Annotated in this window: 12 protein-coding genes; 1 reads left to right on the forward strand and 11 read right to left on the reverse strand. The window is 68.0% G+C overall.

Annotation, left to right across the window (positions count from 1 at the left end; all coding sequences use genetic code 11):
* Positions 1-62: 62 nt before the first annotated feature.
* The 5 genes from glmM to trpB form a co-directional block, all read right to left on the reverse strand.
* Positions 63-1,424, reverse strand: a complete 1,362-nt coding sequence (glmM, locus tag M1L61_RS15810) for a phosphoglucosamine mutase (RefSeq protein ID WP_099560518.1) — start codon at positions 1,422-1,424, stop codon at positions 63-65.
* A complete protein-coding gene (gene accD / locus M1L61_RS15815) occupies positions 1,424-2,299 on the reverse strand; it encodes an acetyl-CoA carboxylase, carboxyltransferase subunit beta (RefSeq protein WP_005410473.1) in 876 nt (291 codons plus the stop codon). The genes glmM and accD overlap by 1 nt, the downstream gene beginning before the upstream one ends.
* A gap of 215 nt (positions 2,300-2,514) precedes the next feature.
* The gene (gene trpA / locus M1L61_RS15820; RefSeq protein WP_248853763.1) at positions 2,515-3,324 is read right to left on the reverse strand and encodes a tryptophan synthase subunit alpha; all 810 of its coding nucleotides are present in this window, start codon (positions 3,322-3,324) and stop codon (positions 2,515-2,517) included.
* Between the two features lies 1 nt (position 3,325).
* Positions 3,326-4,003 (reverse strand): hypothetical protein, encoded by a 678-nt coding sequence (locus tag M1L61_RS15825; RefSeq protein WP_043400989.1) that lies wholly within the window; start codon positions 4,001-4,003, stop codon positions 3,326-3,328.
* The gene (gene trpB, locus M1L61_RS15830; protein WP_019336660.1) at positions 4,000-5,217 is read right to left on the reverse strand and encodes a tryptophan synthase subunit beta; all 1,218 of its coding nucleotides are present in this window, start codon (positions 5,215-5,217) and stop codon (positions 4,000-4,002) included. The genes M1L61_RS15825 and trpB overlap by 4 nt, the downstream gene beginning before the upstream one ends.
* 96 nt (positions 5,218-5,313) lie before the next feature.
* Here trpB and M1L61_RS15835 point away from each other — a divergent pair, with 96 nt between their 5' ends.
* A complete protein-coding gene (locus M1L61_RS15835; RefSeq protein WP_019336661.1) occupies positions 5,314-6,201 on the forward strand; it encodes a LysR family transcriptional regulator in 888 nt (295 codons plus the stop codon).
* 48 nt (positions 6,202-6,249) lie between these two features.
* Here the strand turns inward: M1L61_RS15835 and M1L61_RS15840 are convergent, their stop codons facing one another.
* From M1L61_RS15840 to M1L61_RS15865, 6 genes are all read right to left on the reverse strand, one after another.
* Positions 6,250-8,106, reverse strand: a complete 1,857-nt coding sequence (locus M1L61_RS15840) for a peptidoglycan-binding protein (protein ID WP_010483061.1) — start codon at positions 8,104-8,106, stop codon at positions 6,250-6,252.
* A gap of 48 nt (positions 8,107-8,154) precedes the next feature.
* Complete coding sequence (locus M1L61_RS15845; protein WP_099560516.1) at positions 8,155-8,832, reverse strand: hypothetical protein; 678 nt, start codon at positions 8,830-8,832, stop codon at positions 8,155-8,157.
* Between the two features lie 187 nt (positions 8,833-9,019).
* The gene (locus tag M1L61_RS15850; RefSeq protein ID WP_010483057.1) at positions 9,020-9,676 is read right to left on the reverse strand and encodes a phosphoribosylanthranilate isomerase; all 657 of its coding nucleotides are present in this window, start codon (positions 9,674-9,676) and stop codon (positions 9,020-9,022) included.
* Positions 9,673-10,443 carry a tRNA pseudouridine(38-40) synthase TruA gene (truA, locus tag M1L61_RS15855; protein WP_010483055.1) on the reverse strand — a complete coding sequence of 257 codons (771 nt, stop codon included), beginning with the start codon at positions 10,441-10,443 and terminating at the stop codon, positions 9,673-9,675. Before truA ends, M1L61_RS15850 begins: the two co-directional genes overlap by 4 nt.
* A 32-nt stretch (positions 10,444-10,475) precedes the next feature.
* On the reverse strand, positions 10,476-10,838 hold the full coding sequence (locus tag M1L61_RS15860; RefSeq protein WP_032952441.1) for a VOC family protein: 363 nt from the start codon (positions 10,836-10,838) through the stop codon (positions 10,476-10,478).
* A gap of 26 nt (positions 10,839-10,864) precedes the next feature.
* Positions 10,865-12,925, reverse strand: a complete 2,061-nt coding sequence (locus M1L61_RS15865; RefSeq protein WP_248853764.1) for a FimV/HubP family polar landmark protein — start codon at positions 12,923-12,925, stop codon at positions 10,865-10,867.
* Positions 12,926-12,945 lie beyond the last annotated feature (20 nt).

Consider the following 12,945-nt stretch of genomic DNA (forward strand, 5'->3'; position numbering starts at 1 on the left):
GCAAACAGAGAACGCCCCGGGATTCCGGGGCGTTTTTTTTCCTGTACCGACGGGCAGGCGCCTCAACTGGCGGCATCACGCACCGCAGCGGACAAGCGGTCCAGCGTCTGCTGCATCAGCGTGGCGTCATCGGCCTCCACGGTGACCCGCACCACCGGTTCGGTACCGGACGGACGCAGGAACGCGCGGCCACGGCCGGCTACGGCCTGCTGCGCCACAGCCAGCGCGGACTGCACGCTTTCAGACTGCACCGTGGCCTTGGCCGAGACATTGCCCAGGCGCACGTTGACGGTCTTCTGCGGCACCCGTACCAGGCCCTTCAGTGCCTGGCGCAGGGTCTGCCCACTGTTGCGCAGCGCGACCAGCACCTGCAGGGCGCTGACAATGCCATCGCCGGTGGTGGCCCGGTCCAGGCACAGCAAGTGGCCCGAGGCTTCGCCACCGAGTACACCACCGCCCTCGACCAATGCCTGGTGCACGTAGCGGTCACCGACGTTGCTGCGCACGAACGGGATCTGCAGATCGGCGAAGGCCTTCTCCACACCGTAGTTGCTCATCAGCGTGCCGACCACCGGGCCGCGCAGGCGGCCTTCGTCCTTCCAGGCGCGGGCCAGGATGTACAGCAGGTCATCGCCGTCGACCGGGTTGCCCTGGTCGTCGGCCATCAGCACACGGTCGCCATCACCATCGAAGGCGATGCCAAGATCGGCGCGGGTCTCGCGGACCTTGGCCGCCAGGTTGTCGATGTGGGTGGAGCCCACGCCGGCGTTGATGTTGACGCCATTGGGCTCGGCCCCGATGCCGATCACTTCGGCACCCAGTTCGCGGAACAGCAGCGGTGCGATCTGGTAGGTGGCGCCGTGTGCGCAATCCAGTACCAGGCGCACGCCACGCAGGTCGAACGCGCGCGGCACGCTGGCCTTGCAGAACTCGATGTAGCGGCCGACCGCTTCGCGCGCGCGCGACGCCTTGCCCAGCTTCTCCGATTCGGCGGTGGTGAACGGAATGTCCAGCGCCGCTTCCAGGGCCAGTTCGGTGGCGTCGTCGAGTTTCTCGCCCTGGGCGGAGAAAAACTTGATGCCGTTGTCGTAATGCGGGTTGTGCGAGGCGCTGATGACGATGCCGGCGTCCACACCCAGCGTACGGGTCAGGAACGCCACCGCCGGGGTCGGCATCGGGCCGAGCAGCTGCACGTCGGCACCGGCGGCCACCAGGCCTGCTTCCAGAGCCGCTTCGAACATGTAACCGGAAATGCGGGTGTCCTTGCCGATCACCACGATCGGCCTGCGCCCGTCCTGGCCGCGCTGGGCGACCAGGACACGGCCCAGGGCGTTGCCCAGGCGCAGCACGAAGTCGGCCGAGATCACGCCCTGGCCGACCCGCCCACGGATGCCATCAGTACCGAAGTACTTGCGGCCTCCCATCAAGCCACCTCCGGCGCCGGCTGACGGCCCAGCATCGCCAGCAGATCGGACAGGCGGTCGCGCATCTCGCGGCGGTCGCAGATCTGGTCGATGGCACCGTGCTCCAGCAGGAACTCCGAACGCTGGAAGCCTTCCGGCAGCTTCTCGCGCACGGTCTGCTCGATCACGCGCGGGCCGGCAAAGCCGATCAGTGCCTGCGGTTCGGCGATGTTGATGTCGCCCAGCATTGCGAACGAGGCCGACACGCCACCGGTGGTCGGGTGGGTCAGCACCGAGATGTACGGCAGGCCAGCTTCACGCAGCTTGCCCAGCGCGGCCGAGGTCTTGGCCATCTGCATCAGCGAGAACAGGCCTTCCTGCATGCGCGCGCCGCCACTCTGCGAGAAGCACACATACGGGGCACCGATCTCGACTGCGGTTTCGGCGGCCAGCGCGAAACGCTCCCCCACCACCGAGCCCATCGAGCCGCCCATGAAGGCGAAGTCGAACGACGAGGCCACCAGCGCACGGCCCTTGAGCAGGCCGCGCATGGCGATCAGCGCGTCATATTCGCCGGTGTTCTTCTGCGCGATCTTGATGCGCTCGCTGTACTTCTTCTGGTCCTTGAACTTGAGCAGGTCGGTCGGCCCCAGGCGCGCACCGATCTCGGTGGTGCTGTCGGCGTCGAACAGGGCGGCCAGGCGCGCGCGCGCGCGGATCGCCATGTGGTGGCCGCACTTCGGGCAGACCTCCAGATTCTCTTCCAGTTCCGGACGGTACAACGCGCTGCCGCAGTTGCTGCACTTTTCCCACAGGCCCTCGGGGACACTGCGCTTCTTGCTGGGGGTGTTGTCGGTGCGGATGCCGGACGGCATCAACTTGCTGAGCCAACTCATGCGGGAGGACACTTCCGTTCAGGGCGGCCCAAGGGCCGCAAAGGCGGACAGTCTAGCTCCGCTTTCCCCGCCCGTGCACCCCCTTGCCGGCCACGGGGCAGCCTGAAAAAACCATGCTGGGACGTACGTTTAGGTGCTGGGTCGTGCCGGCCGCTGGCCGGCAGCCCTTGCATGCGAGCCGTCAGGAGGATGCCGGCCAGCGGCCGGCACCACCGTTACGCATCCAGCGCCTGCCGCAGCGGGGCCAGGAAGGCTCCAGCGCGCTGCGCGGCCTCTTCAGCCGAGCCCGCTTCGGCCAGCACCGCCACCAGAGCGCTGCCGACCACCACGCCATCGGCCTGGCGCGCCATCGCCGCCGCACTGGCGGCATCCTTGATGCCGAAGCCAGCCACCACCGGCACCGACGCGCGCGCACGCAGGGCCTGCAGGCGGGCGCTGGCAGCATCACTGTCCAGCCGCTCGGACGCGCCGGTGACACCGGCAAAGCTGACGTAGTAGAGGTAGCCACGGGCCAGTGCCAACAGCTTGTCGGCCCGCGCTTCGCTGGTGGTCGGCGAGGCCAGCAGGACCAGTGCCAGGCCCGCTGCATCAAAGGCCTGCTGCGCTTCACCGGCTTCTTCCGGTGGCAGGTCGACCAGCAGAACGCCGTCCACGCCTGCGTCCACGGCGGCCTTGGCGAAGTCCGCGTAACCGTGGATCTCCACCGGGTTCAGGTAGCCCATCAGCACCACCGGGGTCTGCGCATCGCGCTCGCGGAACTGCGCCACGGCCTGCAGCACGTAGCGGCTGCCCGCCCCGCGTGCCAGCGCACGCTCGGAGCTGCGCTGGATGGTCGGGCCGTCGGCCATCGGGTCGGAGAACGGCACGCCCAGTTCAATCACGTCGGCACCGGCATCGACCAGCGCGTGCATCACCGGCACGGTGGCCTCCAGCGAGGGATCACCGGCAGTGATGAAGGGAATCAGCGCCTTGCGCTGCTGCTCGCGCAGTCGCTGGAAACAGGCATCGAGTCGGGATACAGGCATCTCAGGCACATCCTTCAATCAGTTCAATCGCATCGCTGGTCCCCCAGTACATCCGGGTGACCTTCCCTTCAAACAGTTCCAGGCGGATGCCCAGGTCCGAACCCGGGTCCTGCCAGGTGAGGTACTCGCCCTGGTCACCGTCGTAGGCATGCGGGCTGGACACCGGCGGTTTCGGGAACTGGGCCACGGCCTGGGCTCGGGTCATGCCGATGCGCAGGCCGAACGGCCCCGGCTGTTCGACCGGCAGTTCCGGCTCATCGCCCGGCTTAAGATCAAAACGGACCACGCGGTCGTCGTCGGTCATCATCGACACGCCCGGCGGCAGCCCCTTGCCGTCGTAGTACTCGCAGTCGCCTTCGAAGAATTCCTTCGCGCCCTGCGCCTTCCAGGGACCCAGCGCCTTCAGGTCAGTCATGTGCTGGCCAACCAGCACGTCACCGGCATGGTCCAGTGCCACCGAAGCCACCGCGGGCGCGTCATCGCCGCTCGTCCCTTCTTCGGAGGGGGCATCGACAATGGGCGTACGCGCCATCGGGTCAAGATCATCGTTGGCAGCCTGCTGCACAGGCTGCGTGGTGGCCTTGGCGGCCGGTGCCAGCACCGGCGGCTCCGGCGGCTGGCACGCGGCCAACCCCAGTGCCAGCAGCAGCACGCCACTGTTCCGCAGCAGCGCGCTCACAGCACCAGCCCTTCGCGCGCGGCGATGGTATGCACGTCCTTGTCGCCACGGCCGGACAGATTGCAGAGCACGATCTGGTCACGCGGACGCTCACGCGCCAGCTTGATCGCCTGCGCCAGCGCATGGCTGGATTCCAGTGCCGGCAGGATGCCTTCGGTGTGCGCCAGCAGGTGGAAAGCCTGCAGCGCTTCCTCGTCAGTGATGCCGAGGTACCGTGCACGACCGGTATCGGCCAGGAATGCGTGCTCCGGGCCGACGCCCGGGTAGTCCAGGCCGGCCGACACCGAGTGGGTCTCGATGATCTGGCCGTCGTCGTCGCACAGCACATAGGTGCGGTTGCCGTGCAGCACGCCGGGGCGACCCGCCGCGATGGAGGCGGCATGGCGACCGGTGCTGATGCCATCACCGGCAGCTTCGGCGCCGACGATCTCGACCTGGCGATCGTTGAGGAAGGCATGGAACAGGCCGATGGCATTGCTGCCGCCGCCCACGCAGGCGGTGATCGCATCGGGCAGGCGACCGTATTCGGCCAGCATCTGCTCACGCGCTTCGCGGCCGACGATGGCGTTGAAGTCACGCACCATGCGCGGGTACGGATCGGGGCCGGCCACGGTGCCGATGATGTAGAAGGTGTCCTGCACGTTGGTCACCCAGTCGCGCATCGCTTCGTTGAGCGCGTCCTTCAGGGTGGCCGAGCCGGAAGTGACCGGTACCACCGTCGCGCCCAGCAGCTTCATGCGGTAGACGTTGATCTTCTGCCGCTCGATGTCGGTGGCGCCCATGTACACCACGCATTCCAGGCCCAGGCGCGCGGCAACCGTGGCACTGGCCACGCCATGCTGGCCGGCACCGGTCTCGGCAATGATGCGCTTCTTGCCCATGCGCGCGGCCAGCAGCGCCTGGCCGATGGTGTTGTTGATCTTGTGCGCGCCGGTGTGGTTCAGGTCCTCGCGCTTGAGCAGGATCTGCGCGCCGCCGACGTGATCGCTCAGGCGCTGGGCGTGATAGATCGGGCTCGGCCGGCCCACATAATGCGCCAGGTCGCGGTCATAGGCCGCCTGGAATTCGGGGTCCTGGCGGGCCTGGTCATAGGCCTGGGCCAGTTCCTGCAGCGGGCCGACCAGGGTTTCGGCAACGAAGCTGCCGCCGTAGCGGCCGAAGTGGCCCTGGGCATCCGGGAAGGCGTGGTAGTCGGCAATGGGGGAGGCAGACATGGATACGACCGGTGGTTCAGACAGGTGGATACTCTAGCGCACGGGTCGTGACCGGAAAATGGATATTATCTGGCGCATATCGTCAGGAAATCTCACATGAGCCGTTCCCTGCTTCCGCCGCTCAATGCACTGCGCGCGTTCGAGGCCACCGCACGCCTCGGTGGCGTGGGCCGCGCCGCACAGGACCTGCATGTCACCCACGGTGCGGTCAGCCGGCAACTGAAGCTGCTGGAGGATCACCTGGGCCTGGCACTGTTCCAGCGTGCCGGCCGCGGGCTGCGCCTGACAGCGGCCGGCACCCGCCTGCAGGCGGCGTGCAGCGAGGCCTTCGGCGGGATCGAGGACTGCGTGCGCGAGCTGCGCCGGCCAGCGGCCTCCCCAGCACTGGTACTGGGCTGCAGCGGCAGCGTACTGGCGCGCTGGATGATTCCGCGCCTGCCCGTGCTGCAGGCCGCCCTGCCCGGCGTGCGCCTGCAGTGGTCGGCGCTGGATGGCAGCTTCACCGAAGCGCAGGCGGCGCTGGACGCCGTGCTGCTGCTGGCGCAGGGTCCGTGGCCACGGGGCTGGCAGGTCCGCGAGCTGGCACCGGAGCGGGTTGGCGTGGTGGTGGCCCCGTCACATCCGGCGGCGCAGCGCCTGCGGCAGGCACCGCCCTCGGCACTGCTGCAGGAAACAGTGCTGCACACCAGCTCGCGGCCACAGGCGTGGCCGGCATGGGCGCAGGCACATCGCCTGGACCCAGCAAAGCTGCAGCTGGGCACCGCTTTCGAACATCTCTATTACCTGCTGGAAGCAGCAGTCGCCGGGCTGGGCCCGGCGATCGCGCCCGAGCCGCTGGTAGCCGAAGATCTGGCAGCAGGCCGGCTGGTCGCACCGTGGGGGTTTGCCGCCACCGGCGGCTTCTGGGTGCTGGCGCGGCCGGATGGCCCGGCCGATGCAAGGGTGGACGCCCTGGCCGAGTGGGCAGCAGCGCAACTGCGATGAGACGAGGCCCCGGGCGGCATTCACCTCCCGGAGCCGGCAACGCAGGCCTCAGCGACCGCCCATCGCGACCCGCTGCTGCTCCTCATGCACCTGCTGCTGGTGCGACGGATCTGCCAGCAGCTTGGCACTGGTCTGCTCCAGCGACGGCGGCGCCTGGGCCAGATCGACAGCGGTGCGGAAGCCCGGCGTCGTGCCCATCACGAACGCCTTGCCATCCTGCACCGTGATGCTCTGCAGCTTGTCGGCCGCGTCGATACCGTTCTGCTTTGCATGCAGGGTGATATTGGCCGCAGCCTCTTCGGAAAACACGCTGGGAAGCTTGCTGCGGACGGCGTTGTGCAGTGCGTGGTCCGGATGCGATGCATCGTTCAGCGACGGCCCCTTCGGCGCAGCCGCTGCAGGTTCATGGCCCTGCGCACGGCCCGCCGCCAGTGCGGCAGTGGTCTGGCGACCGACAATTCCATCGGCCGCCAGCCCCTGCTGCTTCTGGAACGCGATCACCGCTTCGCGGGTGTGGTCACCGAAACGGCCATCCTCCGACAACCGATGGCCCTGCGCATCACGCACGCCGAGCTGATTGAGGGTCTGCTGCAACGCCTGCACGTCGGTGCCACGCTGCCCCTGCTTCATCACCTCGCTGGCCGCCGGGTGTGATGCAGCCGGCTGCACGGTGGCGCCAGGCCGGGACAGCGCAGGTTCGCCATTGCCATGCAGCGGCGCGCGCACCTGGAATTCCGGCTTCGGTGTCAGCGCACCAACGATGCGGGTGCTTCCGCCATCCCAGTACCCGCCCGGCCGGATGGTGACTTCGGCCGGCCCCGTGCTTCCCTGCGAACCGATGAACTGGATGTTTCCCTGCGCGTCGTAGCCTTTGAAAATACCGACATGCTGGCCCTGCGACGAGGAGAACATCAGGATGTCGCCCTGCTTCAGCGATCCGTTCGGCTTGCGTGCTTCGGCAGCCGAGGTCACGTCGAAATGCTCGCGTGCGTAAGCGGTCGTGTTCGCGCCATTGAACAGCGTCGAGGTAGTGAACCCTGCGGCGTTCTCGCCACGCACGTCGTAACCCGCGTTCTTCAGGCCACGCCATACGAATGCCGAGCAATCCACGCCCAAGCGTCCGTCACCATCGAGATCACGCTCCAGCCGGCTGCTGTCGCGACCGGGACGCGGATGGTCGGGGCGCCCGTATTCGTACTGGCGGCCCGAGGCCATGAAATGCTGATAGGCCTCGTTGTAGAGCGCGGCACTGCCGACTGCAGCCGCGGTCTGGCCCGCCGCGGGCGCAGCTGCCGAAGGCGTCTGTACCTGCGTTTGGGCCTGGGCCTGCACGGGCGTGGCCGCCTGTGCGCGCGTGGGTGGCTGCTGCGTGGCAACCTCACCCGGCTGCCAGCCCTCGAAACGGCGAATGCCGTCGGCCAGCACTTCACGCTCGCGCACGCTCATCTGGCCGACGGTCTTCGAACGCAGATCGACACCCTGGCGATCGCCTTCGGCATAGATGGTGGCCGCCTGCTCCTTGTGGTGGGTGGTGCCGCTGTAATCCTTCGTGGAGTAGCTCGGCAGCATTTCCTCCACGGTCTTGTCGCCGAACCGGCGTTCGAGCAGCTGGATCTTCGCCACCCGGCCCGCTTCATAGCTTTCGAAGACCGCGTTGCCCCATTGGTCGAGATCGACCACGCCCTTGTAGCGCCCCTGCGCCGATTCCAGCGCCTGCTCGCGGGTACGCGGATTGGTCACCGTCTTGTCCGCGCTGCCGGCGAATTCAAACTTGAGATTGCCAGGATTGTTGTTGCGCCACGAGACGCTGCCACCTGATCGTTCGATGACACTGCCATCGTCCATTTCCAGCGTGCGCGTGGTACCTACGCTGCTGACCAGCCGGGTGATTTTTGGATCCGACATGAGCTGTTCCTTTGCCAGTGGTTGATTGGACCGCTCCCCTGGCGGTGATTACATTCCGTTGGAAAACACGTCGAGCACGTCCGCACTGACCCAGCCCTGTGCGCAGTTCCCGGCGTAACGTCCCGGCGCCGCCGCATGGCAGGCCTCGCCCCCTGTGCTGGCCAAGCCAGTGATCGGCCTGTCGCCATAGGTGTCACACAACGTGTTGCCCTTGCACTTGCCGACCGTCGCGGCGGGAACCGCAACGACGTAATAGAACAGGGGATTCTGTCCGGTGCGCCCGATGCCCTGCACGCAGACCAGCTGCCCCTTCGACAGCTTCGCGGTCACGCTGGCCTTGCTGCCGGTGGATGGCACCGCATTCAACGTTTCCACGCCTTTGGCGTCGGCTACGCCGGCGAAGAAACCCTGGTCGCCACAGTCCGGCGACAGTTCAACATCGTAGAAATCGCCGCTGTCCACATCACCGGCCGTGCAGCCGCTGCCCGTACTGGCGTTGCTGCATTTCACGCCACTGGCCTGGATCAGCGCAGCCAGGCCGTCGGCAGCCGGAGCCGTGGCCGGCGCTGCGGCAGGTGCGGCCGCCGGTGCTGCAGCGGCCGGTGCCGACGCTGTCGGGACGGATGAGTCACCGGCCGCACATGCGCCCAAGGCGAGCAGCAGGCCGGGCACGAGCGTCAGGCGGGCCAGGCGGAGACGGTGGGAAGAAAGATGGGGCATATCCATTGCGTCCTCGTTCGAAAGGTAGGGCATATCTCAAGGGTGCGGCCAGCGACACGCACACGGCATCGCACCCGGCCAGGTAAGGCTGGGCGCATTGTGTCCGATCAGATGTTCGGGGGGTGTCGACTTTTTGGCGCTGGAACCTGAATTACCCGGAAGCGTGACTCCCATCACACCCAGGTGACGCGGATCACTCCAGAACGGTGCAATCCGCGCGACGCACTTCCTCGACGAAGGTGCGCATCCTGTAGCCGTCCTTGATGCCCGGCTCCAGTTCGATGCCACTGGAGACGTCCACGCCCCACGGCAGCGTCGCCAGCACGGCGTCGTAGACATTTTCCGGGTTCAGGCCACCGGCCAGCAGGAACGGCCGGTGCAATCCGGTCGGAACGCGGCCCCAGTCGAATGCCACGCCGGTGCCGCCGCCACCACCCGGGGCGTGGCTGTCGAACAGGAAGCCGGCAGCGCTGGGATAGCGTAGCTGCAGGGTGCGGGCGTTGACCTCTTCACGACCCCCCATGGCGATCGCCTTCAGGTAAGGCATGTTGAAGCTGCGGCAGAAGCTCTCGTCTTCCTCACCGTGGAACTGCAGCAGGGTCGGCCGCACCGTGCGCAGGACCTCGCGCACTTCTTCCTTGCTGTTGTTGCGGAACAGCGCCACCACGTCGACCATCGGTGCGATCGCCTGGCGCATCGCGCGGGCCTCAGCCGGTGCGACCCGGCGGCTGCTCTCGCGGGCAAAGATGAAACCCACTGCGTCCACGCCCAGCTCACCGGCCAGGCGGACGTCGCCGGCACGGGTCATTCCACAGAACTTGATGCGCGTACGGTAGTAGGAACGGCTCATAGCGTGACCTCGGCGGGCAGATGCCAGTTGTCGGGGTACAGGGGCCCAAGGAACACCAGGCCCTGCGGCGGTGCGGTGGGACCAGCTACGGTGCGGTCGCGCCCGGCCAGCAGTTCGGCGATCCATTCCACCGGTTTTTCACCGCTGCCCACCAGGATCAACGATCCGACGATATTGCGGACCATGTGATGAAGAAATGCATTGCCACGTACTGCGACTTCGATCACTTCGCCATCGCGGCTGACCTGCAACGACTGCAGTTCACGCCGCGCATGCAGCGCCTGGCACTGCACCGAACGGAACGCGCTGAAGTCGTTCTCGCCAAGCAGGGCCTGGCCGGCGGCGTGCATCAGGGTCTCGTCCAGCGCCCGGCGCTCCCAGCTCAGGGTCTGCCGGTCCAGTGCCGGCCGTACCTCACGGTTGAGCAGCCGATAGCGGTAGCGGCGCGCACGTGCGGAGAAGCGGGCGTGGAAATCATCGGCCACCGGCACGCACCAGCGCACCGCGATCGAGCGCGGCAGGCGGGTGGTGGTGCCGAGCATCCAGGCGCGCGGATCGCGCACCACGTCGGTATCGAAATGCACGACCTGGCACTGGCCATGCACGCCGGCATCGGTGCGGCCGGCGCAGACCACCTGCAGCGGCGCATCAGCCACCGATGACAGGGCCTGCTCGAGGCTGGCCTGCACGCTGGGACCACCCTCGCCCAGGTTCTGCCAGCCCCTGAAATCGCTGCCGTCGTACTCGACGCCAAGCGCATAACGCATGTGCTACCTCGATGTTGCGGATGGGGCGGCGCTCAGGCCGGATCGCGTTCGGACCAGACCGCCAGTTCGTTGCCACCGGGCTCGACGAACTGGAAGCGGCTGCCACCGGGGAAGGAGAACACCGGGCGCACGATCTCGCCGCCGGCGTCGCGCACGGCGGCCTCGACCGGTGCCAACTGGTCGGCATACAGCACCAGCAGCGGTGCACCGCTGTCGCTGGCCCGCTGCGGCTGGCCACGGAAGAAGCCGCCCTGCAGGCGGCCATCGTCGAACGCCGTGTAGTCGCTGCCGTAGTCGACGAACGACCAGTCGAACACCTTCTCGAAGAAGGCGCGGCTGGCGGCCGGGTCGCTGGACGCGAATTCAACGTAGTCGATGCGGCGTTCGCGGCTCATGGCAAGGCCCTTGTCGGCAGGTTCGGTCACGGCAGGCGCGCCAGCAGTTCGCGGGCCTGGGCCTGGCTGTGCAGGTCGCCGCCTTCGGCGACTTCCAGCAACAGGGTGCGCGCGGTCTGTGCGTCGCCCAGATCGAGGTAGGCAATGGCCAGTTCCAGGCGCTCCTGGCCGGCACGTGGCGACCAGCCCGCGTCGCCGGCAGGCGCAGCCGCGCTCGACGCGATGTCGTCGGAATGAGAGGCCTCGACGGCGCCATGGTCGATGCCGTCGATGGCTTCGCGACGGGCGGCGTCCACCGGAGCCTCGTTCTCATGCGCGTCGGCCGGCAGATCGAACACGCCGCGGAACTGCGGCTGCTGTTCGGCATGCAGTGCGTAGTCCGGCACCACCACTTCGACCGGCGCCTGCGGTGCAACGCGCTCGTCCTGCAGCGGCTCGGCGACGACACCCTCGTCGCCGGTGGTTGCGGGATCGTCCCAGCGCGGCAGATCGGTCACCGCTTCGGGCAATGCCACCGCGTCCTCCTCGCGCAGCGTGTCGGTCTGCCAGCCGGCCCGCGCCAGGTCCTCGGCAACGGGTTCGGCGACCACCACGTCATGCACTTCGGTTTCGGTGGCCCAGGCGGGCATCGCCGGTTCCTGGCGGCCATTGTCGGCAACAGCCGACGACCATGAGGACTGCTCGGCCAGCGTATCCAGCGCCGCACCCGCCGGCACCGCCGCGGTCAGGCCGGCGGCATCGTCTTCCTCACGCAGCGGCGGCAGCGGCGACGGCTTGCGACGACGCAGCAGCCAGGCCGCGCCCGCCGCCAGCAGCAGTACCGGCAGCCCCAGCCAGTACCACGGCGTTGCCGCATCGCGGGCATCCGGTGCCTGCGCCAGGCGCTGCTGCGCGGCGGCCAGGTCGTTGTCCTTCATCGCGATCAGCGACTGCTGCTGTTCCTTGAGTTTCTCAAGGTCGGCCACGCGCTGCTTCAGCTCGCCGATCTCGGCATCGCGGGTGGCGATGTCCTCACGCGCCTGGCGCAGTTGTTCGTTGCCCAGCATGTCACCCTCGCTGCCGGCAGCGGTGCCGGTGGTTGTGCCCGCGTGCGCGGCGTCGGACGCCAGCGCCGGAGCGATCTCAAGTCGTGCCCCGTTGGCGGCAGGCGGGGAAGAAGCGTTCGTGGTTGCGGCCTTGGCGACCGGGGCGACGGTACCCGCGGGTTGCGGCACGGTACGCGCCTGCCGCCATTGCGCAGCGTGCTCGCGCACGAGCGCCGCCGCTTCGGCAGCGTCGACCGCAGCAAGCGCATCGCTGCCTGGCATGCGCAGCACCGCCCCCTGCTTGAGCAGGTTGACGTTGCCCCGGATGAAGGCTTCGGGATTGGCACGCAGCAGGGCGATCATCGCGCGGTCGCGACTGACCTGGTTGCCACGTGCCACTGCACTGGCGATCTGCGACAGGGTCTGCCCGCGCTGCACGGTGATGCTGCCATCGGCCGCCGGTGCAGCAACCGGCGCGGAGGCCGCACGCGGGCGTGCCGGTGCAGGCACCACCGCAGATGGCGGCGTAGTGGGCGTCTCTGCTGCCGGCACCGTTGCCGAAGCCGGTGCAGGTTCGCGCACGATGGTATTGGAGAGCGTGCCGGCCGGTGCGACGATCTCCGGCTCGGCCACGGCCAGCGCACTGGGCGGCGCATCGACCAGCGCCGAGTACTCACGCACCAGGCGGCCCTGACCCCAGTCGGCTTCGATCAGGAAGCTCAGCGACGGCGTCTCCACCGGCGCGTGCGAGGTGACGCGCACCACTGCCCTGCCCTGCGTGTCGCGGGTCAGTTCGAACTGCAGTTCACTGACCAGTCCGGTTGGCCGCTGCAGGCCGACACGTTCGAAGGTGACCGGTGAGGCAAGCGCCACCCGCAGGTTTTCCAGCTCGGACGGATCGGCCGAGACCACCGGGATTTCAGCCAGCAGGGGCTGGCCCGGCTTGGACAGGACCCGGATGTCACCCAACCCCAGGGCGAGCGCCGAACTGCTGGCCAAGGCGAGCAGTGCGGCGGACAGATAGGTGAGCGGGCGCTTTGCGCCCTTGGCCCGTTTATTCATGGGCGACACTATAAAGCGTG

The organism is Stenotrophomonas sp. NY11291 (assembly GCF_023277365.1).
Classification (GTDB): Bacteria; Pseudomonadota; Gammaproteobacteria; order Xanthomonadales; family Xanthomonadaceae; genus Stenotrophomonas; species Stenotrophomonas geniculata.